At 62.8% G+C, this 24,970-nt stretch carries 24 protein-coding genes and 1 pseudogene; 10 read left to right on the top strand and 15 right to left on the bottom strand.

The genetic code is table 11. From position 1 onward, the window contains the following. Positions 1-14: 14 nt before the first annotated feature. A complete protein-coding gene (locus ABE463_RS02175; protein ID WP_346467170.1) occupies positions 15-1,010 on the top strand; it encodes a saccharopine dehydrogenase NADP-binding domain-containing protein in 996 nt (331 codons plus the stop codon). Positions 1,011-1,022: 12 nt separating this feature from the next. Beyond that, positions 1,023-1,493 carry a nuclear transport factor 2 family protein gene (locus ABE463_RS02170; protein WP_313212626.1) on the top strand — a complete coding sequence of 157 codons (471 nt, stop codon included), beginning with the start codon at positions 1,023-1,025 and terminating at the stop codon, positions 1,491-1,493. Positions 1,494-1,667: 174 nt separating this feature from the next. Here the strand turns inward: ABE463_RS02170 and ABE463_RS02165 are convergent, their stop codons facing one another. From ABE463_RS02165 to ABE463_RS02150, 4 genes are all read right to left on the bottom strand, one after another. Then, on the bottom strand, positions 1,668-2,519 hold the full coding sequence (locus ABE463_RS02165; protein ID WP_346467103.1) for an abortive infection family protein: 852 nt from the start codon (positions 2,517-2,519) through the stop codon (positions 1,668-1,670). Positions 2,520-2,587: 68 nt separating this feature from the next. Beyond that, entirely contained in the window at positions 2,588-3,208 is a 621-nt protein-coding gene (locus ABE463_RS02160) for an MAE_28990/MAE_18760 family HEPN-like nuclease (protein ID WP_346467102.1), read from the bottom strand. 23 nt (positions 3,209-3,231) lie between these two features. Beyond that, entirely contained in the window at positions 3,232-4,350 is a 1,119-nt protein-coding gene (locus ABE463_RS02155) for a DUF262 domain-containing protein (protein ID WP_346467101.1), read from the bottom strand. An 81-nt stretch (positions 4,351-4,431) separates the two neighbouring features. Beyond that, entirely contained in the window at positions 4,432-5,493 is a 1,062-nt protein-coding gene (locus tag ABE463_RS02150) for a site-specific integrase (RefSeq protein ID WP_346467100.1), read from the bottom strand. Positions 5,494-5,615: 122 nt separating this feature from the next. Here ABE463_RS02150 and ABE463_RS02145 point away from each other — a divergent pair, with 122 nt between their 5' ends. Next, entirely contained in the window at positions 5,616-6,545 is a 930-nt protein-coding gene (locus tag ABE463_RS02145; RefSeq protein WP_282262341.1) for a DNA-binding protein, read from the top strand. 2 nt (positions 6,546-6,547) lie between these two features. On the opposite strand, the gene ABE463_RS02140 is transcribed toward ABE463_RS02145, so the two are convergent. After that, on the bottom strand, positions 6,548-6,748 hold the full coding sequence (locus tag ABE463_RS02140; RefSeq protein WP_282262339.1) for an antitoxin: 201 nt from the start codon (positions 6,746-6,748) through the stop codon (positions 6,548-6,550). Positions 6,749-7,139: 391 nt separating this feature from the next. Between ABE463_RS02140 and ABE463_RS02135 the strand changes: the two genes are divergently transcribed. Continuing rightward, the gene (locus tag ABE463_RS02135) at positions 7,140-7,556 is read left to right on the top strand and encodes a hypothetical protein (RefSeq protein ID WP_346467099.1); all 417 of its coding nucleotides are present in this window, start codon (positions 7,140-7,142) and stop codon (positions 7,554-7,556) included. 324 nt (positions 7,557-7,880) lie between these two features. Here ABE463_RS02135 and arsC read toward each other — a convergent pair whose 3' ends face one another. Both arsC and arsH read right to left on the bottom strand, forming a co-directional pair. Continuing rightward, positions 7,881-8,300, bottom strand: coding sequence for an arsenate reductase (glutaredoxin) (arsC, locus tag ABE463_RS02130; RefSeq protein WP_346467098.1), 420 nt, complete (start codon positions 8,298-8,300; stop codon positions 7,881-7,883). After that, positions 8,297-9,037, bottom strand: a complete 741-nt coding sequence (gene arsH, locus ABE463_RS02125) for an arsenical resistance protein ArsH (RefSeq protein ID WP_346467097.1) — start codon at positions 9,035-9,037, stop codon at positions 8,297-8,299. Before arsH ends, arsC begins: the two co-directional genes overlap by 4 nt. 41 nt (positions 9,038-9,078) lie before the next feature. Here arsH and ABE463_RS02120 point away from each other — a divergent pair, with 41 nt between their 5' ends. The 5 genes from ABE463_RS02120 to ABE463_RS02100 are packed head-to-tail and all read left to right on the top strand — an operon-like array spanning position 9,079 to position 12,149. After that, entirely contained in the window at positions 9,079-9,393 is a 315-nt protein-coding gene (locus ABE463_RS02120) for a metalloregulator ArsR/SmtB family transcription factor (protein ID WP_046272489.1), read from the top strand. Between the two features lie 27 nt (positions 9,394-9,420). Next, positions 9,421-9,693 carry a hypothetical protein gene (locus ABE463_RS02115; protein WP_346467096.1) on the top strand — a complete coding sequence of 91 codons (273 nt, stop codon included), beginning with the start codon at positions 9,421-9,423 and terminating at the stop codon, positions 9,691-9,693. 20 nt (positions 9,694-9,713) lie between these two features. Next, positions 9,714-10,772 carry an ACR3 family arsenite efflux transporter gene (gene arsB, locus ABE463_RS02110; RefSeq protein WP_346467095.1) on the top strand — a complete coding sequence of 353 codons (1,059 nt, stop codon included), beginning with the start codon at positions 9,714-9,716 and terminating at the stop codon, positions 10,770-10,772. A 3-nt stretch (positions 10,773-10,775) separates the two neighbouring features. Then, on the top strand, positions 10,776-11,054 hold the full coding sequence (locus ABE463_RS02105) for an FAD-dependent oxidoreductase (protein WP_346467094.1): 279 nt from the start codon (positions 10,776-10,778) through the stop codon (positions 11,052-11,054). A gap of 24 nt (positions 11,055-11,078) precedes the next feature. Then, positions 11,079-12,149 (top strand): ArsO family NAD(P)H-dependent flavin-containing monooxygenase, encoded by a 1,071-nt coding sequence (locus tag ABE463_RS02100; protein WP_346467093.1) that lies wholly within the window; start codon positions 11,079-11,081, stop codon positions 12,147-12,149. Between the two features lie 141 nt (positions 12,150-12,290). Here ABE463_RS02100 and ABE463_RS02095 read toward each other — a convergent pair whose 3' ends face one another. Continuing rightward, complete coding sequence (locus ABE463_RS02095) at positions 12,291-13,682, bottom strand: aldehyde dehydrogenase family protein (protein WP_346467092.1); 1,392 nt, start codon at positions 13,680-13,682, stop codon at positions 12,291-12,293. 152 nt (positions 13,683-13,834) lie between these two features. On the opposite strand from ABE463_RS02095, the gene ABE463_RS02090 reads away from it, so the two are divergent. Continuing rightward, a complete protein-coding gene (locus ABE463_RS02090) occupies positions 13,835-15,406 on the top strand; it encodes a PQQ-dependent sugar dehydrogenase (protein WP_346466462.1) in 1,572 nt (523 codons plus the stop codon). Positions 15,407-15,415: 9 nt separating this feature from the next. Here ABE463_RS02090 and ABE463_RS02085 read toward each other — a convergent pair whose 3' ends face one another. The 7 genes and pseudogenes from ABE463_RS02085 to ABE463_RS02055 form a co-directional block, all read right to left on the bottom strand. Next, positions 15,416-16,312 carry a BRCT domain-containing protein gene (locus ABE463_RS02085; protein ID WP_346467091.1) on the bottom strand — a complete coding sequence of 299 codons (897 nt, stop codon included), beginning with the start codon at positions 16,310-16,312 and terminating at the stop codon, positions 15,416-15,418. A 137-nt stretch (positions 16,313-16,449) separates the two neighbouring features. Next, positions 16,450-17,160, bottom strand: coding sequence for a hypothetical protein (locus tag ABE463_RS02080; protein ID WP_346467090.1), 711 nt, complete (start codon positions 17,158-17,160; stop codon positions 16,450-16,452). Positions 17,161-17,265: 105 nt separating this feature from the next. Beyond that, the gene (locus ABE463_RS02075; RefSeq protein ID WP_346462355.1) at positions 17,266-18,105 is read right to left on the bottom strand and encodes an aldose epimerase; all 840 of its coding nucleotides are present in this window, start codon (positions 18,103-18,105) and stop codon (positions 17,266-17,268) included. Then, positions 18,095-19,045: a glycoside hydrolase family 43 protein gene (locus ABE463_RS02070; RefSeq protein WP_346467169.1), complete on the bottom strand. Its 951-nt coding sequence runs from the start codon at positions 19,043-19,045 to the stop codon at positions 18,095-18,097. The genes ABE463_RS02075 and ABE463_RS02070 overlap by 11 nt, the downstream gene beginning before the upstream one ends. 48 nt (positions 19,046-19,093) lie before the next feature. Further along, positions 19,094-20,575: pseudogene (locus ABE463_RS02065) on the bottom strand (MFS transporter); the annotation flags it as partial. After that, positions 20,568-23,192 (bottom strand): glycoside hydrolase family 3 C-terminal domain-containing protein, encoded by a 2,625-nt coding sequence (locus tag ABE463_RS02060; RefSeq protein WP_346467168.1) that lies wholly within the window; start codon positions 23,190-23,192, stop codon positions 20,568-20,570. The gene ABE463_RS02060 and the pseudogene ABE463_RS02065, both read right to left, overlap by 8 nt. Before the next feature lie 71 nt (positions 23,193-23,263). Further along, complete coding sequence (locus ABE463_RS02055) at positions 23,264-24,952, bottom strand: glycoside hydrolase family 43 protein (RefSeq protein WP_346467167.1); 1,689 nt, start codon at positions 24,950-24,952, stop codon at positions 23,264-23,266. Between the last annotated feature and the right edge of the window lie 18 nt (positions 24,953-24,970).

Below are 24,970 nucleotides of genomic sequence, written 5' to 3'. Positions count from 1 at the left end.
CCATGAAAACATTGATGATCTACGGTGCATCCGGCTACACCGGGCGCATGGCTGCAGCACACGCGAAGGAAGCTGGGCTGAAGCTGGTATTGGCAGGGCGCGACGAAGCTCCGCTGCAGGCGCTGGCCACACGCCTTGGCGTGGCGTACCGCGTGTTCGCGCTGGATTCCGCTGCCGATGTGGACTACGGATTGCAGGATATCGCGGTGCTGCTTAACTGCGCAGGTCCGTTCGCGCATACCGCAGGAGCGCTGATCGAGGCGTGCCTGCGCGCCGGCGTCCACTACCTGGATATTGCCGCCGAGCTGGACAGCTACCAGTTGGCCGAGCGCCATGACCTGAACGCCGCAAAGGCCGGGGTAATGCTGATGCCGGGCAGCGGGGGCAGCGTGGCGATGCTTGGCAGCCTGGCCGCGCGTGCCGTGGAGCGTGTGCCGTCACCGGTGGCCATCCGTATCGCGTTGCATGTAGCAGGTTCGATGTCGCGCGGATCGGCTATCAGCGCCAGCCAACACGTAACGGCCACGTGCCTTATGCGCAAGGACGATGTGCTCACGGCACGTGCCCCGGACGCGCTGCGCGACATCGATTTCGGCAACGGGCCGGTGAGTTGCTTTCCAGTGACGCTGCCTGACCTGATCACCATCGCCCGGCAAACCGGGGTGGGCGATATCGAAACCTACGTACATGTTTCTGGCAGCGCTTTCCCCGAAGGCGGCATCGATGCACTGCCGGATGGTCCCACCGCGCAGGAGCGCACCGACAACCGGTACCAGGCAGCGGTAGAGGTAGTCGGCGCCAACGGTACCGTAACCCGCGCAGTGCTGGATACGGTGAACGGCTACAGCTTCACTCCCCTTGCCGCGGTCGTGGCTGCGCGCCGTGTGCTGGCAGGGGAGGCGCGTCCAGGCTTCCAGACGCCTGTAGGTGTATTCGGCAGCGGCTTCGCTGAGACCATCGCCGACACCCGTATCACTCTCATTGACCCAACCACCCCCACGGCTCGCTAAGGAATCCACTTCATGTCGCTGCACCTCAACGCTCCCGATACTCTTCACGACATACATGCCGTGGTCGACACGCTGTACCGCTTCGCCGCAGGTATCGATCTTCGCGACCGCAAGCTGCTCTCGTCGGCCTTTACAGAGGACGCCATCTCCGACTTCCGCCCCGCTGGCGCAAAGGCGGGCTTCGAGTACCCGGTGCTGCAGGGGCGGGAAACCATCGTCGAGGCGCTGTCCACTTCGCTCAACGGGCTCGATACCTCCCACTCGTTCAGCAACCCGAGGGTGGCGGTGGACGGTGATACGGCCCGGGTGGATGTGTTGGTCGAAGCGCAGCACGTATCGAGGGTCGACGGCACACGCCAGTATCTGATGAAGAACCGCTATGACGTTTTCTTGGCCCGCCGCGACGCGGGGTGGGAGATCAAGCATGTGATAGTGGACAACGTCTGGAGGACCGGTGATCCGGGCGTGCTCGCCGGAATCTGAGCGGAGTGGGTGGTCAGTGGTCCGCTTCTGGCCGAAAGCGGACCTTGGCCCACCGGATAGGACAGGGGAGCCGCTATCCAGTTTTAGGATTAGAGGGATTTATCGAGGGTACGAAGAGGATCTAAGCAGGAAAAAGGCGCGATCACAAGCGGTGTCATGATCGCCACCGGATCGTCAGAGCGCTGCAGGGCGACGCTCGCGCCTTTGTAGTCTCGCAAGCAAATAGGCTGAAACCGTCCCCATAACTTCAACCGCTGCCTTAGCCTGCTCGTCAGAGAGCGCAGGCACCCATGGTCGACCATGGCCAGTTCCCTCCTTGTTGCGGACGCGATTTGCTCCCATGGCAGCCTGAAAGAGCCCACGTTCCATCAGTCTAATTGCTGGCTCGCCAGGTTGCTCAGGCAGTTCGGGCACTGCAAGCTCAAGCGCGACAAAAGCCATGCCAAGCAACGCTTGGAAGTTCGCGCCACTTGGATATCCCCCTTGGAGCGTTGTAAGAACATGCGCCGCTGTAGCCTCAGTCAAGTCTTTGCCGGTGCCAGTGACAAGGGCTGCATCTTCCGCGCCTTTCTGGGCACGCCTAGCGTAGGCGGCTAACGCATCGGTTAGTTGCAAGCCGGTAAGAGAGGAAAGCAGTTTGGGTTCGAGTGAACCTTGATCGGTCAGCACAAATCCTTCCGCATCGAAGGCAGCCTTGGCATTCTCGACCGCCTCGCGGCCCACGTAGTTCGTGGATTCGGTTCGGAAGCCGCCACATGCGCGGACCTTTGCAAGCAAGCCGGAAGCAAAGCGACTTGCAGCTTGTGGGTTGGTGTCCATAGCGGCGTAAAGCACGGCACGAACTCTTTTGGCCTTGCCTATAAGCTGTCCCTGTTGTTTCGGGTCAAACTCTCCCAATCCGGCCTGATTTACGTGAAATTCGATGTCGGCGTGAGAAGGCTCTCTATATGCGCCACCATTGTTTGAATCATCCACAAGTTGCATCAGGGCGTGGGCGATCGTATCGGTGACTGGCAGGCTAGACATCCTGTTCTCCTGATGCAAGGGAAGTTGAAGCGAGCACTATGGGTCGCGAGATACTGGTGCTACCGCAACTATGCAGCCAAGAATGATTGATTGACCACTGCATTCTCAATGTCAGTTTTGAACCAGCGCAGCATCTCCAGCACCTCGTCGATCAAACTCTGGAACGACAGGGGTGTAATGGTTAGATACTGACCATGCGCGATACTATTTCTGCTTTTCAGAAGCACATTGTCGATCAAGGGAAATCGAGTTGAGTACTGAGCATGGTCAATACCAATCCAACCAGAAATGTTCACAAAAACTTTAGAGCTTAGGTTGCTTTCCGCACTAATGACATCTTCACGAGGAAGTCGCACAGGCCGGTCTAGCTCTCCCAGCAGATAGGAAACGGCCTCGACCGCGACGTCGGACTTGGCTGATTCGCCCGCGGACGCAAGCCGAGCCTTCATTGCCAGTGCAATGAAGCAGGGCTTTAGGGATCGATTGTGGTCTGAGCGGTATGACAGATAGTTGACGTAAGCATTGGCAGATCCCTTAATGAAGCCTTCCCAGTGCGCATATAGCATCGAAACGCCGGCGCGAATGTGCGCTTCGACATTGCGTCCTCTTGCTTGGTCCACCGCAGATTTGAACTGATGAATTTCCTTGATCCTCCAGGCCATATCTTGGTCAAGATGGTCAAGCAGCATGGCAGCGGTCCGAAGTCCCAAAGTCATGGCTGAAAATACTGAGCCGCATACGGAAGGAGGTTTGTCATGCGCGTGGTCCCTCGCACGCCAGAACCAGAATTAGCCTGGAAGGTCTGGTCGCCCCAGAGGCCGCGAACACGGTTAACGAACCAGTCGCGGCGATCTTGGGCAGGAATTGCTTCAATTGCGTCACGATTAACCGCCACGCCGTACGCGATGGCATCGAACGCAGATATCGAGAACCCCCCCAAGTGACGCTGACCATCCCAGCGCTTGAATACTTCAGTGCCGCACAACTCAAAGAGACTATTGAACGTCCAATCGAACATATTGAGCTCCTCGTTCAAAGCGCGGTCATCGAGCTTCACCAGCTGACGAGCGGCGACGTCCAAGTACTCGTTCACATCCAGCCCCCTCTTATAAGGGTGGCGGCGATATGCCAAAAAGCGCAGCACGATCTCAACTGCCTGCTGCTCCTCGTGCTGCTTCGGAGTGAGCTGGACAGTTTGCGAAAAGGCATGCAGCGTTGTACGTTGGACCAGCCAATCGTAGAACTGCGAATTGAGCATAACGAGTACGCTATTTCTTACTTCCTGCTCGCTCAAATGTGAGCCACCCGTATTTAGCCGCTGGAAGAGCTCATACTTGGCATCTTCATCACTCTCCTTCCTTAGAATTTCGACTCGCATACGAGCGCGTTTCAACTCGAGCTGCATAGGGATGTCGAACGCCAGGTCCGCCGCGGCGACGTTCTCCTGGCTCCACTTCATTCCCGCCAAGCCGGGGAGCAAGTTTGTCCCTTCGAGGGTCAGAGGCGGGTAGAGCCCTTCGTCGGGATGACGCAATTCTCCCATCAGCTGCAACACTGTAGAAAGGCGCTGCAGTCCGTCAATAAGCTCCCACACGCCTGACTCGCGTTGGAAGACGAAGATTGGTGGAACAGGGATTCCGAGAAGCAGGGATTCGATAAAACGAGTGCGTTGTGATGGATGCCATCGAAAGAGCCGCTGATAGTTTGGGTCAATTACTAATTCTCGCGCCCTGTACATTGAGGCAAGCTCACCCAAAGACATATCGTAGCCATCAGTGACTACCTGCCTGCGCGCATCCTTCAGCTCAGTGGCCAATTCTTGCACTGTCATAAATTTCTCTTAGGGACTAATGTTCATCATTCCGGCTGCAATTTGAACACACAAAGGCGGCGTCTAGATCGGGCGATGCGCCTACCTCAGCAGCCGCGCTGCGGGATTGTCTTCCGCTGCTCCGGCTTGGAAGTACCCGATCACGCTCGCCACCGACCGGTGTTCGGTCATCGCCATTACAGCCGGCAGAGGCACACCTTGCCTGCCTGCCTCGGTCACGAAGCCGGAACGCAGGCTGTGTGCCCCAAAGTCCCCCTCTAGACCTGCCAAACTAGCCCTCCGCTTAACTATCGTCGCTATGGAACCTGGGAGCAGGGGAGGGCCGACCCGTCCCTTCCAAATCCGCCGGAAGATCGCCCCTTCCCGGATTTCTGCCTCATCGAGCCAGGCCGCGAGCGCTTCAGCACTGCGCCCCAGAATCGGTTTGTCAGGGGTCGAATCCGTCCTGACCCCCGCCTGCTGGGTCTTGGAGTACTCCAGCCGGTAGATGTAGCCGTCCTCACCGACCCTGCGCAGGTCCCGCATATCCGCGGCCGCGATTTCACTGCGCCGGCGCCCGCCGCTGGCAAAGCCGAAGCAGAGCAGGGCGCGGTCGCGCAGGCCCTCCAAGGTGTCATCGCAGGTGGCCAGCATGGCCTCGAGCTCGGCACGGGTAATGGCGGTCTTCTTGGTCGGCCGCTCCCCCCGTTTCACCGCAGCACGTCGGGCGCGGCTGAGCAGGGTGCGGACACTAGGCAACTCGCAAGGATTTGCCAGCCGCTTGAGCTTGTGGGCAGTGGACAGCACGGCCACGCGCTGGACCACGGTCGACAGCTTCAACGGCCCGATCCTAGCCTTGAGCCCTGCGGCCACGAGCGCCTGGTCTAGCGCCGACGGCAGCTCGCTGACCAGTTCGGCCTTGCTCTTGCGCTGGATATGGTCAACCAGGAACTGGAGCACCACAGCCTCACTGACCGGCAGCGCCAGCTCGATCCCGTAGCGCCCCTGGTGCCAACCGGCCCAGTAGCGCAGGGCAGTGGCATAGCTACGGGTAGTGTTGGCCGCAGCTGCTTCGGCCAGCAGTTCGCGCACCGCCTCGTCGGCTTGCTGGGCTAGTTGCTCTGGCAAAACCAGATGCGCGACCGTCGACGGCAAGGTCGACATGGTGGAATTATGCTTCATATTATGTAATGTACGCTATGAGCTTACGTTCCTACTCGCGATAATCATCACTTATCGCCAGTACGGAATCAAAGGGGCAGGGTGCCCATACAGGAGGCAATTCTATGGCTCGCGGCATCACCGAATCCGACGTTCACACGGCTGCTGACGAACTGGTCGCCAGCGGCGAGCGACCAACGGTAGAGCGCATCCGCGGCCACCTTGGTACGGGGTCACCCAACACGGTGACGCGCTGGCTGGAGACTTGGTGGAAGAATCTAGGCACTCGCCTGCAGCCGGAGCGACCAGATCTGAAGGACGCTCCCGCCGTTCTTGCGGAGATCGCCGGGCAGTGGTGGGCACTGGCCCTACAGCATGCTCGAGAGGCGGCCCTGGTAGATCTGGCCGAGGCCAGGCGGGAGCTCTCAGCTGAGCGCGAAGAGCACCACCGTCAGCAGGAGGAGTTAGAAAAACAGGCGAGCGAGATACGCTCTCTTTCAGAGGCAGCCGATCTTTCGGAGAAGCTTGCCACTGCACGTGCGACAGAGCTTCAGAGACTAGTGGAGCAACTCCATGCCCAGATCGGCGAGCTGAAGCAACAACTGAAATCCAGTCATCAGCGTGTGGAACTGCTGGAGGCAGCGCGGGATTCACTCGACGCTAGGGTGCAGGAAGTCCAGGAGTTGGCGAGATCTGAGCGAGAATCGCTTGGCCAGTACGTCAGATCTGCCGAGGATCGAGCGCTACGAGACGTAGATCAGGCCCGGCAAGAAGTCAGACTGCTGCAAGCGCAGCTTGCTGCGACGGTAAAGAAACACGCCGGCGTTGAGGCGGACCTCCGGCATGCCGTGGAGCGAGCGCAAGCCGCAGCCAGTTCGGCAACCGCTGAGGCGGACAACCAGCGCGGAAGGAGCGCCGCGCTTGAGGAGCAACTTGCGAGGCTCCAAAGTCTGCCCGCCGAATTCGAGGCAGCGCTTCGGCGAAATCAGCAAGCTCAAAAATCTCCTAAGAAAGCTTCAAAACGAGCTAAGAAGGCCACGGCCAAGGCACCATAGGCTCACGTGAGTGTCTTCGGCTTCGCGGCAGCGGCGATTGCGGCGCGTACTTCAGTGATCACTTGGTCGTGCGGAATCGTCGGCCTACTGTCAGCCAGGGCGCGCTCGACCTTTGCCTGGAACCACTGAGTGTGGCTCTTTGCCTTTTCAGCAAAGTCCTCAGCAGAGCCAAATTCGGTGGGTCGGGCATCGGGCTTGTCCATTGTCAGAGCGTACCCCAATTTCTTCGGGGTGCCTTACAGGCACTCGGAACTATGGAGAAGGCGCCTGGGCGAACGCTCTTATGCGGCCACTCTGTTTCCCTAGATGCTGTCATCTGAGTAACAAAAACCTCAATGAAATCAATGGCTGGCAGGGTTAAGGGTAAAATTGACAACAATTAGGAAAGCCGACAAGCAGAAGGCGAATCAGGCCTGCGTAGTACCGGCCGACGTTTAACATAATATACATTATGCGAAATGCCGTAATCGGCACGGTTGGCCGCAGGCTGCGCGCTTGCATGACCTATTTCGTGGGCTCTTGCTGGCAATGGCTGGGCCTTTGGCTCGGCTCTTGCTTCCCTGCTCGTTCCCCCAGCAAGGACGAGATCGCAGCATGAGCGAGATGGACCCGCACGAACGAATCAACTTGACCGGCCCTTGTGCCGGTTTCGGTTTTCAGGCCGGCCACATGTTCACCCCGGAGGGTCACCAGCTTGAACCCTGCGATATGACGTGGTGGTCGCTGACCTGCAACATTGCCCGGGAATGGCGGCTAATGATGGAAGAAGCCCGGCCGCGTTCCAAAGTGCCAGGTCGTCGCGCCTCGGAACCATTGCGGCACAAGGATTCCAGCGTTATCAATCTTCGCGACGTGCTCGAGGCGCGCCGCCAACGGCAGTTGGGCATGGGATCGCTTCGCGTTTGCCCCGAGCAGCTGTCCCAGTGTCGAGAACGCAGCGTCATACAGGCCCGCAGACATGGCAACGCCCAGTACCACCCAGCCAAGGTAATAGGTAGTTGGGGAGTGTGACGTGGCCAGCACCGCTAGGCCCATGGCAAACACTACGGAGCTGACCGCCAGTACGGTCCGCCCTCCCCGCCTGTCGATGGTCCGACCGGCCAGAGGAGCGAGTAGTCCGGCTGTGACCAGCCCAGCGGAGAGGCCTCCGACCAACAGCCCCAGCGACCAGCCAGTGCTTCTGGACATGGGAAGCGCCAGAATGGCCAACAGGTAATAGCTGCTGGCCCACGCAATGATCTGGCCCACTCCCAGCGCAACGATCAGCCGGGGCAGCTTTTGCGGCTGTCTGGACGCGCTCTGCATACTCTCGAACTCTCCCTGCCACTTAGCAACTCAGCGGACGCGCTTGCCGTCCTGATCGATCACGACTTCGCCATCTTCCTTGATAAAGGGCTCGTGCACTGCTGGCAGGATGTCCAGAACCACCTCAGAAGGCCGGCACAGGCGCGTGCCCATGGTGGTCTGGACGAAGGGGCGGTTGATGAGAATAGGATTGGCCAGCATGGCATCCAGCAGTGCGTCCTCGCTCAACGCGGGATCGTCCAACCCCAGTTCCAGATAGGGGGTGCCCTTCTGGCGGATCGCGCTGCGAACATCCAAACCGGCGGCGGCAATCAGCTCGGCAAGGCGCGCTCGGCTGAGTGGGGTGACCAGGTACTCAATGACTTCAGGCTCAATGCCGGCGTGGCGAATCAACGCCAAGGTGTTTCGCGAGGTGCCGCACCTGGGGTTGTGATAGATGACAGCGTTCATGCGCTCTCCTTGTCATTCAATGCGGTCTCGACGACGCCGGCCGCGGCAGTCAGCGCGGCCGCTTCGACAGCCCCCTTTCGTTCGCTGTAGCGATCAACCAGGTAGTCACTGCGTCCACGCACCAGGAGGGTGAACTTGACCAGCTCTTCCATCACATCCACGACGCGATCGTAGTAGGCCGAAGGCTTCATGCGCCCCTCGTCATCGAACTCCTGCCAGGCCTTGGCCACCGAGGACTGGTTCGGAATCGTGACCATCCGCATCCAGCGGCCGAGAACGCGCAACGCGTTGACCACGTTGAAGGACTGGGAGCCACCGCAGACCTGCATCACTGCCAGGGTGCGACCTTGGGTCGGGCGTACGCTGCCCTCTTCCAGCGGTAGCCAGTCAATCTGGTTCTTGAACACGGCAGTCAGCGTCCCGTGCCGTTCCGGGCTGACCCACACGTGCCCTTCGGACCACAACGAGGCCTGACGCAGCTCCTGCACCTTGGGGTGGGAGGCGGGCACCGAATCGAGCATCGGCAGCGCATGCGGATCAAACACTCGGGTCTCTGCGCCCAGATGTTCCAGCAACCGCTGTGCCTCCAACGCCAGCTTTCGGCTGAACGACTGCGGGCGCAGGGAACCGTACAAGATCAGGATGCGGGGCCGGTGCGGCGCGGCATTCGGCTCGCTCAGCTTTTCGGCCACCGGAGGGTTCAAGGCGCCCGGGACGACATTGGGAAGGTGTTGCATGGGGGGTTGTCCTGCTTATTCGATTCGACTCTTCTAGAATCATGGAACATAAAAACGCAACTCACGCCCTGGCCGCCCTGGGTCACGCCACCCGGCTTTCCATCTTCCGCCTGCTGGTCCAGGCCGGAAGTGGCGGCAAGCTGGCCGGCGACATCGCCCAGTCCCTCTCCCTTCCCGGCGCCACCCTCTCCTTCCATCTGAAGGAGTTGCTGGCCGCTGGCCTGATCACCGCCGAGCAGCGCGGTCGCACCATCTGCTACCGGGCCGAGTTCGAGGCAATGAGCGCGCTGGTGGCCTACCTGACCGAAAACTGCTGCGCCGACGAACAAGCCTGCGAACGTCCTGCTGGCTGCTGACCTTCCCCCGTCATAGAGATCGCTCAAATGACCCGTCGTGTTCTGTTCTTGTGTACTGGCAACTCCGCCCGCAGCGTGCTTGCCGAATCGACCCTTAAAAAATGGGCCGCCCGCGTGCATTGGGGCCTGTTCGACCCGGCCGGCGTGGAAGGTTCGGATGCCCAGAAGGCAGAAGCCTTTGATCGTGCCCATCAGATCATCAAGCGACGCCTGCAGGCCTTCCTGGAGATTCCTGACAGCGCCTGGGACGACCGCGTGGCGCTGAAGGCCCGCCTCGACCCGATCGCGCAGATTGACTAAGCGCTTTTCCGAGACCTGCCATGACTACTGATTCCCCCCGCCTGTCCTTCCTGGACCGGTACCTTACGCTCTGGATTTTCCTGGCGATGGCCCTGGGCGTCGGCTTGGGCGCGATGTTCGAAGGCGTGCCCAGCGCGCTCCACGGCCTATCGATCGGATCGACCAACATCCCGATCGCCATTGGCCTGATCCTGATGATGTATCCGCCGCTGGCCAAGGTGAAGTACGAAGAGCTGCCCAAGGTGTTTGCCGACAAGCGCGTACTGATGCTCTCGCTGGTGCAGAACTGGATCATCGGTCCGTTCCTGATGTTCGGTTTGGCGGCGCTGTTCCTGCGCGACTACCCCGAATACATGACCGGCCTGATCCTGATTGGCCTGGCACGCTGCATTGCCATGGTGCTGGTCTGGAACCAGCTCGCCCGCGGTGATGGACAGTACGTGGCGGGCTTGGTGGCCTTCAACTCGATCTTCCAGATCGCGCTATTCACTGTCTATGCCTGGTTCTTTCTGTCGTGGCTGCCGCCGGTGTTCGGGCTGCAGGGCAGCGTGATCGACGTCAGCTTCTGGACCATTGCCGAGGCGGTGTTGATCTATCTGGGCATCCCCTTCCTCGCAGGGTTCCTCACCAGCCGCTGGCTCAAGGCGCGCAAGGGCGTGCGTTGGTATGAAGATAAGTTCCTGCCGGCGATCAGTCCGATCACGCTGGCGGCGCTGCTCTTCACGATCGTTGCCATGTTCAGCCTGAAGGGGGGCGATGTGCTGCGCATCCCGATGGACGCAGTGCGCATCGCGATCCCGCTGACACTCTATTTCATCATTCAGTTCGTGCTGAGCTTCTTCATGGGCAAGTTCATTGCCAAGGACTACCCACGCACGACTGCAATCGCTTTCACGGCGGCTGGCAACAACTTCGAGCTGGCCATTGCCGTCGCCATCGCCGCCTTTGGTCTGGCTTCGCCGGTCGCCTTCGCTGCAGTCATCGGTCCGTTGGTGGAGGTGCCGGTGCTTATCCTGTTGGTCCATGTCGCCCTGCGGCTGGGCAAGCGCTACTTTCCTGCCGACGCACGGAGTCATTGAGTCATGAGCACGATCCGACACATCCTGCTGTTGATCCTCGGTTCCGGCCCGGCCGGCTGGACCGCCGCCGTCTACGCCGCGCGCGCCAACCTCAAGCCCGTCGTGATCACCGGCCTGCAGCAGGGCGGCCAGCTGATGACCACCACCGAGGTGGACAACTGGCCTGGAGATGCACACGGCCTGATGGGCCCGGACCTGATGACCCGCATGCAGGCGCATGCCGAGCGCTACCTGGATGCAGTCAAAATCTCCGATCAACAGCAGCGTAAGAACGCCGCCTGAGCGCGGCGGCGCGAGGGAGCACAGATGGACAGCGTTGATGTGGTGGTAATTGGAGGTGGCCAGTCGGGTCTTTCAGCCGGCTATTTCCTGCGTCGCAGCGGGCTGTCCTATGTGATTCTCGATGCACAAGCGTCGCCCGGCGGCGCATGGCAGCATGCGTGGCAATCGCTGCATCTGTTTTCCCCGGCGGGCTGGAGCTCCATTCCCGGATGGCCCATGCCCGCCAGCCAAGGCCCCTACCCTCCGCGTGCGGAGGTGCTGGCCTACTTGGCGCAGTACGAACAGAAATATGCGCTGCCGATCATTCGCCCCATCGGCGTGCAACGAATCACCCGCGTCGGCGAACGGCTGCGGGTGGAGGCCAGCGACGGTCGGCAATGGTTGGCGCGGGCGGTGATCAGCGCCACCGGAACATGGGGAGAACCCTACACGCCCGAGTACGAGGGGCTGGACTCCTTTGCCGGGATCCAGCTGCACTCTGCCCACTACAGTACCGCCACGCCTTTTGCCGGAATGCGGGTGGCCATCATGGGCGGTGGCAATTCCGGTGCGCAGATTCTGGCTGAAGTATCGATGGTGGCTGAAACCACCTGGATCACCCAGCACGAACCGGCTTTCTTGGCCGATGACGTCGATGGCCGCGTGCTGTTCGAACGCGCCACTGAGCGATGGAAGGCGCAGCAAGAAGGCAGGGAGCCCGAGCTGCCGCCAGGTGGTTTCGGCGACATCGTGATGGTGCCGCCGGTGCTCGACGCGCGGGCGCGAGGGGTACTCGCCGCGGTCCCACCGCCTGCCCGCTTCTCCCCCGCCGGCATGCAATGGGCCGATGGCACCGAACGGCCGTTCGATGCGGTGATCTGGTGCACCGGCTTCCGCCCGGCGTTGTCCCACCTGAAGGGTTTGGACCTTGTAACCCCGAAGGGCCGGGTGGAGGTCGACGGCAGCGGCCTGCGCGCGGTGGCGATGCCCTCAGTTTGGTTGTTGGGATACGGGGATTGGAATGGTATGGCCTCTGCCACGCTGATTGGGGTCACGCGTTACGCACGCGAGGCCGTCAGGCAGGTCACTGACTATTGCGTACCCAATGACATCTAGCGAAGACCCGTGTCGACAGTAGCCCCGGCGCTGCTTGCCCGTTTCAGCGAACAGGGGGAGCAGTTGATCCCTGCCGTGTCCCACTGATGTCTGACCGCCATCGACGCCCTGGCCATCCTTGGCCATGCGCCTGTGCTGAAATCAAGCCGATGCTTTCGCGGCAATCTTGATCGACTTGACGTTCACAAACTCCTTCAGACCTTCCGGACCGTGCTCGCGACCATAGCCCGACGCCTTCACACCACCAAACGGAAGCGCTGGCGATGCCACGTCGAAGGTGTTGATGAAGATCATGCCGGTGTCGAAGTACTTGGTGGCCAGCTCCCGGGCACGCTGCACGTCGCGGCTGAAGATGCCGCCGCCCAGGCCGTAGCGGCTGTCGTTGGCGATGCGCATCGCATCCTCATCGTTCTCGGCGCGGATAATGGCCGCAGCAGGGCCGAACAGCTCATCTTCGTAGGCCACCTGCCCCGGCGCCACATCCGCCAGCACCGTGGCCGGGTAGAACCAGCCGGTGCGGTCTGGTACTTCGCCGCCAACCACCAGACGTGACCCCTGGGAGACACTCTTGGTCACCTGTTCGTGCAGCTTGTCGCGCTGCGCCTTGGAGACCATTGGGCCGAGCTGGGTGTCGTCGGCATTCGGATCGCCCATCCGGATCGCTTCGAACGCCTTTGCATAGCCGCTGACGAAGGCGTCGTAGTTCTTCTTTGTCACGATGAAGCGCTTGGCATTGACGCAGGTCTGCCCGTTGTTGAACAGGCGGCCTTTCACACAGGTCGCCACCGCCAGATCCAGGTCGGCATCGTCCAGCACCAGATAGGCGTCGTTGGAGCCCAGCTCAAGCACGGTCTTCTTGAGGGCCGCGCCCGCCTTGGCAGCCACGGTGCGTCCCGCCGCCTCGCTGCCGGTCAGGGTCACCGCGCGCACCAGATCGTTTTCCACGATGTCATTGGATTGGTCGTGGCTGATCAACAGCACCCCGAACAGCCCCTTGGGCAGCCCGGCGCTTTCGTAGATATCACGCAGCAGCAGCCCACTGCCGGTGCAGCTCTCGGCATGTTTGAGCAATACGCCATTGCCGGCCATCAGGCTGGCGATGGAATAGCGGATCGCCTGGTAGGCCGGAAAGTTCCATGGCTGAATACCGTACACAACGCCGATGGGCGCGTGGGTCACGATGCCTGTGGCACCGTCCACGTCGCGCTCCTCATCGGCCAGAGCGACCGGACCCTGCTTGGCGGTGTAGTCACAGATAGCGGCACACAGCTCGATTTCGGTGCGGCTGTCTTCAATGAGCTTGCCGACCTCGTCGGTCATCAGCTGTGCAAATTCTTCCTTGCGCTCACGAAGCGCCTTGGCGATGTTCGCAATCATCTTTGCGCGCTCATCCAGGCTGCGCAGACGCCATTGCAAAAAGGCTTCATGGCTTGCCTTCACGACGGCGGCGGCTTCGGCGTCAGACATGTAGGAATAGGTGGCGAGCACTGCTTCGGTCAGCGGATTGATCGTGGTGAGTTGCTTGTTGGGCATGGAGAGAGACTCTTCACTTCAAAAGGCGGTCAGTAAAGGGTCGCTTTCGTGCAGTTCCTCTGCCGTGAATTCTTCAGCAGAGGGCATCACTGGAGGTTCACTGGACCCCATTGCTACAGTGCGCCTTCGGCTTGTCCTGACGAACTCCCTGCATGCGCTCTTGGTTGCGAACAGTCTCCATCACTCTGACGGCGACACTGGCTACCGCCGCGGTTGCCAGCCTGCTGCAGACCCAGATCAATCTGCATGCGCTGACCCAGCTCGGCCTGGAGGTCGGCTGGCAGGCCCGGGCTGACGTTACCGTGGAGGATCTGGCCCGGTTCGGGCCGGTGATGTTCGGCTTTTCACTGGCAGGCGGCGTCCTCGCGCTGGGTCTGCAAGCAGGCCTGCGGCGCCTGGGGTTGAGCGCCCTGCCCTGCGCGCTGCTCGCCGGTGTGGCCGGGCTGGCCATCGTGCTGGCGCTGCTGCGCAGTGTGATCCCGATGCCGGCGATCGCTGCGATCCGGGAGATGCCGGGCTTCGCCGCGCTCAGCTTGTGTGGGCTGGTCGGAGGATATGTGAGCCACGCGCTGGCGGCGCGTGCCGTGCGCGGGCCGCGTCTGCACCGTGTCCGTGCTTACCTGCTGCCTGCTTGCCTGGTGTTGCTGCCGCTTACGTCGTTCCTGTTGATGCGCCCGACGCCGAAACAGCCGCCTGCGGCGGCGGGATACCAAGCCACCATCGTCGCTGACGGCCTGCAGTGGCCGTGGTCGTTGGCGGAACTGCCGGACGGAAGCCTGCTCGTCACCGAAATGGCTGGCCAGCTTAAGGTGATTGACCGGGCCGGCAAACGTGTGGGCGTCAACCTTTCCAGGATACCCGCGGGATATCAGCGGGAGCGTGTGATCGGCCTGATGGACATTGCCCTTTCACCGGATTTCGAGAGAGACCACCGCATCTATCTGACGCAGGGCTACCGTGATCCTCGCGGCGTTGGCGTCCGTTTGATTCGTGGCGCGCTGATGTTCGCCGACGGTGAGTGGTCCGTAGATCAGGTGGAGGTTCTATTCGAGTCCACGCCAAAACCCAGCGACGGCAATAACGGCGGGCGCTTGGCGTTTCTTGGCACGCACACCGTGCTGATGACGGTGGGCGACGGCAGTGCACGCCGGGAAGACGCCCAGAACGAAAACAACTCGCTGGGCAAAGTGATGCGCATTTCTCTCGCCCCGAATGCCAGCGGCGCGACCGTTTACACCTCAGGGCACCGCAATCCGCAAGGCATCGTGCGTGACCCCGTCACCGGCGCCATCTATGTCAGCGAACACGGGCCGCGCGGCGGCGATGAGCTCAACCGGCTTCGACCGGGTGGCAATTACGGCTGGCCTCTGGTCAGTCACGGTATCGACTACCCGTTTGCCCGGGTGAGCCCGTTTACGCAGCACCAGGGGTTCGAGGACCCGGAGGTGATCTGGTCGCCGTCCATCGCACCTTCTGGCTTGACCGTCTATCACGGCACCCTTTTCAAGGGATGGCAGGGAGATTTCCTGGTGCCTGCATTGCGTGAGCACAGTATCCGACGCCTCGTTCGCGACGGTGATCGGGTGGAACGCCAGGAGCTGTTGCTGGCTGAACTAGGTGCACGCATTCGTGACGTCAAGGTCGCCGCAGACGGTGCCATCTACGCGCTCACCGACGGCGCGGATGGGAAACTGCTGCGGCTGGTGCCGAAGGACATCCCTTGAGCGTGCCCACTAGCTGCCGTGATCGGCCAATGCATCGTGAAAGTCGAGCTCGTGGACGATGACGACCCGTGATCCTGCTTTACGTAGCTCAATGGCCTTCTCGACCTTGCGTCCGTAGCATGCAAATGCCCAGCAAGGATTGCCTTCCGCACCGATGACCAGGTAGTGGACTTTCTTCGACGGAGATGAATGGGCTGATCCGCCCAGCTTTTCAACGGCGCGTTGGAATTCGGCGCGGGTGAAGCGCGATGACGCGCCTGTAAAGCAGAACCCCCTGTCCAGGAAGCTGATCTCTGGGTCTACCGCGCATAGGCCAACGATCTGCCGCCCCTGCAATACGGGCGGACTGGTGATTGTGCGATCGTCAAGCAAGGGCGTGAACTCCGCGAAGAAAGCCTGCAGCAACGCGTGTTCCTTCGCGTCTATCTGCTTGTCGGCGAGCACGCCTGTGATCAGGCTGCCCACCTCGTCGAAGGGCCAGAATGTCTTCAGGTGCTCGTGATCTGCCATCCAATCGGACAGGGCGCGCAGCTCTTCCACGGAGATATGCGTGTCCGCAACGATGCCCCCCATGATGGCGTGCAACCGCTGCAGGTCCGCAGTCACGTCGTCGTAGAACTCAGTCGAGCGCAGACGTTCACACAGCCACACGATGTCTGCATGCTCTTCCTCGGTCAGGACGCCGTCGGCTACCGCGGCAGTGACAACCGGCACGAGCTCGCTGAAGGGGTGCTGGTCACGCACGGCGTCGTGCTCGGCCAGCCACAGGTTGAGGTAGTCGAGCTCAAGGGCGTTGATCTGGCCGTCGATCACGATACCTTCGACGATGCCGATGAGCGCGTTGACGGACTTGTCCAGGCGGGCCTTCGAAGTGAACTTGAAGTAATTGCGGTGATCCGTGTGCATTGAGCTACGTCCCTGTTCGACGCCGTCCGGCGGCGTGTTATGGAAACTTACCGCCTGAATACGGTATCCAACCTTCCCGTGATGTGGGGCTGAAGCTGATACGCGTCACAGCCAAGACTACATCAGCTTTGAATCGGTCACGGGCGATCTGGCGCATTTGCGGCACGTCCGCGTGCTATCTCTAGGCTCTTGAGGTCGCTCGCTGGCAGAAGTAATGTCGCTTTTCGCGCCATATCCCAAAAAGCATAGGTGTCGCCCAAGCGGCCAATCAGACTCAGCCCATCAAGCGTCTTGCGGCCGACCGTCACGCTTGCGACGTACTTTCTGTCCCCTTGTATGATCTTTTCCGCACGCTCAGCGCCCAACCAGCTCGAAGCTGTCGAAACATAAACAAGCATCGCTACAGCGGACGTCAGCAAGGGCGAGCTTTTTACTGAGCTGGGCACTGCCGGTGCATTCATTACTACAACTAGGCAGACAACCGTGAGCAGACCGCCCAGCAGGATGGTCCATGCGCTTGCCCACCAGATGATCGCTCCCGTCCCTATGAGTAGAGCAACTGGTGCGATCCGCGTGAGCACTCTGCGATCTGGGCTGGTGCTGACTATCTTGCCCTCCAGCCAGCCTCCCAACAAAATGGCAACAAGCATGAGGCCGAGCACCACTCCAATACCCGCTAGGCCGGCCAGTGCAATCTCGCTCACGGCGACAAACTGGAATGGATCTACGCCGAACTGGCTCCAGTACGACTGCAGATATAGCGCGCCCTGGACGAGCCCGAACGTTACGAGGCCAGACCCCCAGCCGGCGACGTCGGCGATCGATAGTTCCTTCTTTATCCGCTCCATCAGCTATCCCCCACCCTGAAGTTCAACTATAGCGATGTGGGCATAGTTCGGCGAATTGAATGGATCTGCGACGTTGGCAGATCGCGGGGCCACGCGGGGCGTGTTCTACGCCTTCGCGCACTCGATCATGAGGTTCAGCTCAAGCGTCTGTCCTGGCTCCAGCCGCTTCGGCGCCAACGTAAACCCATCAGGCGGCCCGGTCTGCGGCTCCACACACGTCGCGTGCGCAGCACCGTCATACACCACCCAGTGATCCGTATCCGCCCGCAGCTGCAGCCGCTGGTCTCCTGACACCAGCGTCACCTCAGCCTGGCTGATGAAGCAGTCATCCCAAGGCCCAGGCGTGGGAGCAATACAGGGCAATACAGCTATGCCCTCCCCGTCCCGTGGATACATCGCACTCGGCGAGAACAGCACCTGATCGGGCTTCCGAAACCACGGGTGCCATCCAAGCGTCGCCGGCATCGCCTGGTCGCCGGCTTGCACCGCAAGGCGCAGCTCCAGACGGTCAGCCAGCATACGGATTACCTGGGTCGCGCGCCCCCCGAAGGGCCAATACCCATCCTCAGGCAACTCGAGCGACAGGGTCGCGCTGTCCGCCCCGAGACTGTCGACCTGCCACGGCCGTGAAAATCCCACCCCGTGGATCGCGTGCCCGCCGAAGTTCGTCGGCAGCGCATATCGGTTTCCATCAAACACAAAGCGCCCGCGCCGCAGGCGCCCCGCCCACGGCACCATCGGATAGCACCCCCATCCGATCGCAGCTGCCCCACCCTCCTGCTCGCCCACCAGCCAGTCCACGCCGTCGTACCGCATCTGGGCAACGCGTCCACCGGCGTCCGGTGCAAGCGCGACCTCCAGCCTGCCTGCCCGCAACCAGTACAGGCGCCCAGCAGGCAACGGCGCCTGCGCATCGTCTTTCGGTGATGCGGTTTCAAGCGCCATACGGATCGATCGTCCGGATGCTGCCGTCCGCCTCCATCTGCAGCGGCGTGCACTTGACCGAGCGCAGGTGGGTCACGCCGCCGGACAACAAGGCGTCGTGATAGAAGAGGTACCACTGCCCCCCAAACGCGCAGATGGAGTGATGCGTGGTCCAGCCCACCACGGGTTTGAGGATCACGCCGGTATAGGTGAACGGTCCATATGGGCTGTCACTGATGGCGTAGCACAGCAGGTGCGTATCGCCGGTCGAATACGAAAGGTAGTACCGCCCCTGGTATTTGTGCAGCCACGGCCCTTCGAAGAACCGGCGCGCATGGTCGTCAGCCCGCAGCGGCTGTCCGTGCTCGTCCAGGATGACGATCTCGCGCGTGGGCTCCGCCAGCCGTGTCATGCCCGCGTCCAACCGGCCGACTCGCGGGCCAAGTGCCGGCGCGTCGCCGGTGGGCTCCTCATGCGCCACATCAAAGCGGTTGTCGCGGTACTTCTGCAGTTGGCCGCCCCATATGCCGCCGAAGTAGAGGTAATGGGTGCCGTCATCATCCTCGTACACGGCCGGGTCGATCGAGTACGTGCCCTCCATCGGCTCGGGCTCCGCAGTGAACGGGCCCTCGGGGTGATCTGCCACCGCGACGCCGATGCGGAACATGCCCTGCGCGTCCTTGGCCGGGAAGTACAGGTAGTAACGGCCGTCGCGGTGCGCCGCATCCGGTGCCCACATCTGCTGAGCGGCCCAGGGCACGTCGCGCACATGCAGCGCCACGCCGCAAGCGGTGGCCTCGCCCTCGGGGGAGTCCATCCGCAGCACGTGGTAATCCTCCATGCGGAAGTGGCCACCCTCGTCGTCGAAGGGCGCGCCGCCGTCGATATCGTGCGACGGATAGATGTACAGGCGCCCTTCGAATACATGGGCCGAGGGGTCGGCCGTGTAGATGTGGGTCACCAGCGGCGGGGAGATGGCATGCGCCTTGAGCTGATCAAGGGTGCTTCCCTGCCGACGCAGGTGCAGGTCCTGCTCGATGCGCGTCTCCATGCGCTTGTCGATCTTGTAGAAGAAGAGCAGCGCGACCGCGACCAGGAACGGCAGGGAGCAGTAGATGCTTACGGTCAGCCGGATGCCGTCCACCACGGCCTGGGGCTGTTGTTCCGCGCCGGCCTGATAGCCGTGGTGCGCAAGAATGCCGGCAACCAGCGCACCGCCGATGCTGAGCCCGATCTTCAGCCCGCACAGCATCGCGGAGAAGATGATTGCCGTGGCGCGGCGATGGTTCTTCCATTCGGAGTAATCGGCCACATCGGCGATCATCGCCCAGAGCAGCGGGATGGTGATGCCGTAGCAGAACCCGTGCAGCATGAAGGCGCCAAAGGCCACCCCCACCGCTGTAGGCGGAAACAGGTAGAACACCAGCAGGAACAAGGTCGAGACCAGCAGCGCGCCACCGAACACATCACGCTTGCCGAAGCGGTCGGCCAGGCGCCGGGAGACCCCAATGCCCAGGATCATGCAAAGGATGCCGCAGGCGTTGAACAGGCTGAAGGCCGAGGTCGCCGGATCCTCCGGCCAGGTGAAGCCGGACAGGCCCCATCCGTTGAGGGCCGCGTTCAATCCGCCGATGAAACGGTTGAAACCGGAAGCATCGAGAAAGCCCGCCAGTGCGGCCTCGCTCATGTAGTACTGGAAGTAGTAGATGTAGGTGCCGCCCTTCAGGGCCAGGTTGATGAAGACCAGCACCGTCAGGGCCAGCATCACCTTCCACGGCCGGTTGTGCAGCAGGTCGGTGAGGTCCTGCATCACCCCGCCGGTCTGTTCCTTCGCCGACACGATGCGCTCACGGGTGGTGGCGAAGGTGATCAGGAAGAACAGCGTGCCCACCACCGCGAACACGGTCATCACCCGTTCGAACCCCTGCACGCGATCCCCGTCGCCCAGGATCAGCACCAGCGGCAACAGCAGGACCTGGATGATGAACTGCGCGATCATCACCGCCACGAAGCGGTAGGCCGAGAGGCTGTTGCGCTGGGCCATGCTGCCGGTCAGCACGCCGCTGAGCGCGGAGTACGGCAGGTTGTTGGCCGCGTACACGAACATCAGCAGGCCATAGGTCACCACTGCATAGAGGACCTTGCCCTGTGCGCCCAGGTCCGGCGTGCTGAAGGCGAGCAGGGACAGCACGCCGAACGGGATCGCCGTCCACAGGATCCAGGGCCGGAACTTTCCCCAGCGGCTGGCGGTGCGGTCGGCGGCAATGCCGATCAGCGGGGTGAACACGAAGGCACCCAGCAGGCCGATCACGAAGATGATGGTGGCCGCCGTGGCGGGCGGCAACCGGTACACATCGGTATAGAAGAACGCCAGGTAGGTGATCAGCGTCTGGAAGATCAGGTTGGCCGCGAGGTCGCCCAGGCTGTAGCCCAGCTTCTCCCGGACGGACAGCGTGTGCTCGGGGGTCTCCCCGTGGCGGGTATCAGTCACGATTCGCCTCCACGGTGAAGCGGCTCCGCACGCGGGCATCGGCGCTTGAGCCGCCTATCCGTACCTCATACGCCCCGGGCGGCACGGCATAGGTGCCGCGCGCGTCGTCGTACTCGCGCAGCGCCTGCTGCGCCTCGAGATCGAACGCCACGGTGCGCCGCTCGCCCGGCGCCAGATGAACGCGCTGGAAGCCGCGCAGCGTCTGTTGCGCATCGCCTGCGCCGGCCGCCAACCGCCGGACGTACAGCTGCACCACTTCATCGCCCGCACGCTCGCCGGTGTTGGCCACCTCCACCTGCACCTTGAGCGCGCCGTTGTCGGAGATGCGCGGCGCATCGAGGCTCAGTTTGCCGTAGTCGAAACGGGTATAGGACAGCCCGTAGCCGAAGGGATACAGCGGCGTGCCGCGGAAGTAGCGGTAGGTGCGGCCCTCCATTGCGTAATCATCAAATGCGGGCATCACCTGGTCTGCGCTGTAGAACGTTACCGGTAGCCGGCCGCCCGGGTTGACGTCGCCGAACAGCGCTTCGCCCACGGCGGTGCCGCCGCGTTGCCCGGGATACCAGCTCATCAGGATCGCGGACAGGTTCGCCTGGGCCCACTCCACCGCCAGCGCCGATCCTCCCGTCAGCACCATCACCACCGGCGTGCCCGTGGCGTGCAGCGCGTCCAGCAGGGCGCGCTGGGTGGCGGGCAGGCGCAGGTCGGTGCGGTCGCCGCCGGCGAAGCCCGGATAGTTGACCGTCATCTCTTCGCCTTCCACGTCGCCGGTCAGGCCGCCGACGAACACCACCACATCCGCGCTGCGGGCAGCATCGACGGCTTCTTCGAACGGCGGCTTCGCCCCGGGCATGCGCCAACCCAGCCGCACGCCGGCGTCGCGCTCGGCATCGTAGTACTCCAGCGTCAGTTTATAGGCACGGCCCGCCTGCAGGTCCAGATCCACCCCGTCGCTGCGCAGGCGATCGCTGTTGGCCCAATGGTCCAGCACCCGCTTGCCATCCACGTAGAGACGGAAGCCGTCATCGGCGGCCGCCTCGATCCGGTAACGGCCCGAGACCGGCGGCAGCAGTTGGCCTCGCCAGCGGATGCTGAAGCCATCGTTGGGAATGCCCTGCCCCGGCGCCGCTTCACCGCGGGCCAGCAGGTTGTCGGTCGGCGAGCCGCGGTCCCAGCGGAAGCCGATCTGCGCATCGGTGCGGACCAGCGCCGGTGTCCCGGACAGATCGGGCGTACGGAAGTACTCGCCGCGCAGGCCGCGTTCCGGGGAGTCGGCTGAGGGTCGCAGATACGCCGCCTCGATCAGCGGCGTCGCGCTGGGATCATCGCGTCCTTCGACCAGATCCACGCCGCGTGCATAGCGCACCTCGATGCCCTTCGCCGCGTCGCGGATGCCCTGCAGGATCGTCACCGGTGCCGCCGGTGTGCCGAAGTAGTTGCCGAGCAATGCCATGGTGTCATCGGCAGTCGGGCCGACCACGGCAATGCGCTTGAGGGTGCGTGGCAGCGGCAGCACGCCATCGTTCTTCAGCAGCACCAGCGATGCCTGTGCGGCCTTCAGGGCCAGCGCATCGTGCGCCGGTGCCTGGTTCACCGACGCGGGTATCCGCGCCCAGCGCACGCGCTCGGGTGGATCGAACATGCCCAGCCGCATCCGCGCGGTGAACAGGCGCGTCACCGCATCGTCGATCTCCGCTTCGCTGATCAGGCCCTGGCGTACGGCTGCGGGCAGCGTGGCGTACTCCTGGCCGCACTCCAGCTCGGTGCCGTTCTTGACCGCCAGCGCCGCGGCGGCCTCGCGGGTCGGCACGATTTTGTGATGCTTCCAGATATCGACGATGGCCCAGCAGTCGGACACCACGTAGCCCTTGAAGCCCCAGTCCCGGCGCAGCACGTCGCGCAGCAGGAACTTACTGGCGCTGGCGGACTCGCCGTACACCCGGTTGTAGGCGCCCATCACCGCGTCGACCTGGCCTTCCTTGACCAGTGCCTCGAAGGCCGGGAGGTAGGTGTCGTATAGGTCGCGCTTGCTGGGCCGCGCGTCGAAGTGGTGGCGATCCGCCTCGGGACCACTGTGTACCGCCAGGTGCTTTGCCGTGGCGTCGAGCTTGCGGTACACCGGGTCGTCGCCCTGCAGGCCGTGCACGAAGGCGACGCCCATGCGCGCGGTGAGGTACGGGTCTTCGCCGTAGGTTTCCTGGCCCCGGCCCCACCGCGGATCGCGGAAGATGTTGATGTTCGGCGACCAGTAGGTCAGGCCCTGGTAGCGGCCATGCGAGCCCTCGCGCACGAACTGGTGATGCTTGGCGCGTGCCTCGTCGCTGATGGTGGTGGCCACCTGCCCCATCAACGGCACATCGAACGTGGCGGCCAGCCCGATGGCCTGCGGGAACACCGTGGCCTGTCCTGCCCGCGCCACACCGTGCAGGCCCTCGTTCCACCAGTCGTAGGCCGGAACGCCAAGGCGCTCGATGGCCGGCGCGGCGTTCTGCATCTGGGCGGCCTTTTCCTCCAGGGTCATCTGCCCCACCAGCGCGGCGGCGCGGGTTTCAAAGCTGGCCGAGGTGTCCAGCCACGGCTGGGTTTCCGCGGCATGACCGGCGGTCGCCGCTGCCATGGCAGCGCACAGCACCAGGGTGCGGAAGGTGGGGCCACGACGGCCACTGCAGAGGTAAGGCGCACGCGTCATCATTTGCTCCTCAAGGCGCGCTCGTCGCGCGCGAATGGTCCCAGCAGCGCGCCGACAAAGCCGCCTGCGCGATCCGTACTCAACACCGTTCCGTCCACGTCGTCGGCGAGCGTCTGCCAGCCCTGCCCATCATCCGTGTCGAATGCGAACGCATAGCGGCCCCCGTCACCGGCGATCTTCAGGCGCAGCGACGTGGACGCCGTCGCGGTGCGCGTGGCCAGGGTGCGGGTCACGCCGCTGCCATCGCGCCCTTCCAGGAAGATCGCCACGCGATCCCCGCCGAGGCTGCGCACGCCCAGGAAGTACCAGTAACGCTCGCTCTGGAACGCAGCAAGGCCCGCCGCCACACCCGTCGCCGGCCGCGTCATGTCGGTGCTGGCCTCGAAGCGCAGATGCTGCTGACGGCGGCCAAGGAAGGCGGGGTTGCGCAGCGTATCCAGGTTCTCCGGCAACGGATGCACGGCCAAGCTACCCGGACGCAGGCCCAGGTCTGCCCACGCCTGTTTGGGGACGCGTACCCGCAACCATCCCATGCCGAGCGTCGGTGCATCGAAGCCGTCGCGATCGACGAAGTTGCCGGTTGATGGGGCCTGCGAGGCATCGCCCTGCATCCACGACGGCGCCTTGACCACGTACGGAATGGCCTGGTTGGCCGGCAGGATCACCGGCCAGCCATCCCGCCATTGCACGGGCAGCAGATACGTCTCCCGCCCCGTGTTGTAGTGGCGCGTCTGGTAATTGCGACTGGCCAGGAACACCGCCCACCAGGCGCCGTCCGGACCTTCCACCAGATCGGCATGGCCGGCGTTGGTGATCGGCAGCGGCCGGTCGTCCGGCAGGTCGCGCTGGGTAAGAATCGGATTGCCCGCATACGGGAGGTAGGGCCCCCAGACCTCGCGGCTGCGCAGGACCACCTGGGAATGCTGCGGTCCGGTGCCACCCTCGGCATCGGAAAGGTAGTACCAGCCATCGCGCTTGAAGACATGCGGACCCTCGATCCAGATCGGGTTCTTCGCCGGCTCCACCCCGCCGTCGATGAGCACCCTGCGCGGCCCCACCGGCTTGAACGCGGCCAGATCGATCTGCTGCATCCAGATGGCGCGGTGGCCTTCGTAGCGTGGCGGACCGGGCGGTACATCATTGTTCACCAGGTAGACCGTCCCGTCGTCGTCGAAGAACAGCGACGGGTCGATGCCCTCGATGCTGGGCAGCCAGTGTGGATCGGACCAGGGGCCGGCCGGATCGCGCGCGGTCGCGATGAAGTTGCCGCCGCTGTCGACCGCCGTGGTGACCACATAGAACACGCCGTCGTGGTACTCGATGGCTGGGGCGAAGATGCCGCGGGAGACGCTCAGGCCGTCAAAATCCAGCTGCGTGGGGCGGTCGATTACGTTGCCGATCTGTTTCCAGTGCACCAGATCAATGCTTTCGAACACTGGAATGCCCGGGAAGTAGGTGAAGCTGGAATTGACCAGATAGAACCGTCCGTTGGCGCGGACGATGCTCGGGTCCGCATGGAAGCCGGCCAGGATCGGGTTGCGGTAGTGACCGGCGGGCAGCGGCGTCTCGAAGGCCGCGTCGTTACCGGCATATTCGAACCAATCGAAGTACACCGGTGGCGCGGGCGTGGCGGCCAGCGCCGGCGCTGCGGATAGCAGCAGAAGTGCCGCAACCATCAGCAGGCGCACCGCGGGTGCGCGTCGATG

This window comes from Stenotrophomonas sp. TWI819 (genome assembly GCF_039673075.1).
GTDB classification, from domain to species: domain Bacteria; phylum Pseudomonadota; class Gammaproteobacteria; order Xanthomonadales; family Xanthomonadaceae; genus Stenotrophomonas; species Stenotrophomonas rhizophila_B.
Note: the sequence above shows the minus strand (reverse complement) of the source record. Positions and strands in the feature narration are given on the sequence as shown.

What these genes read in the sequence shown, in the direction of transcription:
- ABE463_RS02175 (WP_346467170.1), top strand. Translation starts at nt 15, where the DNA reads ATGATCTACGGTGCATCCGGCTACACCGGGCGCATGGCTGCAGCACAC.
- ABE463_RS02170 (WP_313212626.1), top strand. Translation starts at nt 1,023, where the DNA reads ATGTCGCTGCACCTCAACGCTCCCGATACTCTTCACGACATACATGCC.
- ABE463_RS02165 (WP_346467103.1), bottom strand. Translation starts at nt 2,519, where the DNA reads ATGTCTAGCCTGCCAGTCACCGATACGATCGCCCACGCCCTGATGCAA.
- ABE463_RS02160 (WP_346467102.1), bottom strand. Translation starts at nt 3,208, where the DNA reads ATGCTGCTTGACCATCTTGACCAAGATATGGCCTGGAGGATCAAGGAA.
- ABE463_RS02155 (WP_346467101.1), bottom strand. Translation starts at nt 4,350, where the DNA reads ATGACAGTGCAAGAATTGGCCACTGAGCTGAAGGATGCGCGCAGGCAG.
- ABE463_RS02150 (WP_346467100.1), bottom strand. Translation starts at nt 5,493, where the DNA reads ATGTCGACCTTGCCGTCGACGGTCGCGCATCTGGTTTTGCCAGAGCAA.
- ABE463_RS02145 (WP_282262341.1), top strand. Translation starts at nt 5,616, where the DNA reads ATGGCTCGCGGCATCACCGAATCCGACGTTCACACGGCTGCTGACGAA.
- ABE463_RS02140 (WP_282262339.1), bottom strand. Translation starts at nt 6,748, where the DNA reads ATGGACAAGCCCGATGCCCGACCCACCGAATTTGGCTCTGCTGAGGAC.
- ABE463_RS02135 (WP_346467099.1), top strand. Translation starts at nt 7,140, where the DNA reads ATGAGCGAGATGGACCCGCACGAACGAATCAACTTGACCGGCCCTTGT.
- arsC (WP_346467098.1), bottom strand. Translation starts at nt 8,300, where the DNA reads ATGAACGCTGTCATCTATCACAACCCCAGGTGCGGCACCTCGCGAAAC.
- arsH (WP_346467097.1), bottom strand. Translation starts at nt 9,037, where the DNA reads ATGCAACACCTTCCCAATGTCGTCCCGGGCGCCTTGAACCCTCCGGTG.
- ABE463_RS02120 (WP_046272489.1), top strand. Translation starts at nt 9,079, where the DNA reads ATGGAACATAAAAACGCAACTCACGCCCTGGCCGCCCTGGGTCACGCC.
- ABE463_RS02115 (WP_346467096.1), top strand. Translation starts at nt 9,421, where the DNA reads ATGACCCGTCGTGTTCTGTTCTTGTGTACTGGCAACTCCGCCCGCAGC.
- arsB (WP_346467095.1), top strand. Translation starts at nt 9,714, where the DNA reads ATGACTACTGATTCCCCCCGCCTGTCCTTCCTGGACCGGTACCTTACG.
- ABE463_RS02105 (WP_346467094.1), top strand. Translation starts at nt 10,776, where the DNA reads ATGAGCACGATCCGACACATCCTGCTGTTGATCCTCGGTTCCGGCCCG.
- ABE463_RS02100 (WP_346467093.1), top strand. Translation starts at nt 11,079, where the DNA reads ATGGACAGCGTTGATGTGGTGGTAATTGGAGGTGGCCAGTCGGGTCTT.
- ABE463_RS02095 (WP_346467092.1), bottom strand. Translation starts at nt 13,682, where the DNA reads ATGCCCAACAAGCAACTCACCACGATCAATCCGCTGACCGAAGCAGTG.
- ABE463_RS02090 (WP_346466462.1), top strand. Translation starts at nt 13,835, where the DNA reads ATGCGCTCTTGGTTGCGAACAGTCTCCATCACTCTGACGGCGACACTG.
- ABE463_RS02085 (WP_346467091.1), bottom strand. Translation starts at nt 16,312, where the DNA reads ATGCACACGGATCACCGCAATTACTTCAAGTTCACTTCGAAGGCCCGC.
- ABE463_RS02080 (WP_346467090.1), bottom strand. Translation starts at nt 17,160, where the DNA reads ATGGAGCGGATAAAGAAGGAACTATCGATCGCCGACGTCGCCGGCTGG.
- ABE463_RS02075 (WP_346462355.1), bottom strand. Translation starts at nt 18,105, where the DNA reads ATGGCGCTTGAAACCGCATCACCGAAAGACGATGCGCAGGCGCCGTTG.
- ABE463_RS02060 (WP_346467168.1), bottom strand. Translation starts at nt 23,192, where the DNA reads ATGGCAGCGGCGACCGCCGGTCATGCCGCGGAAACCCAGCCGTGGCTG.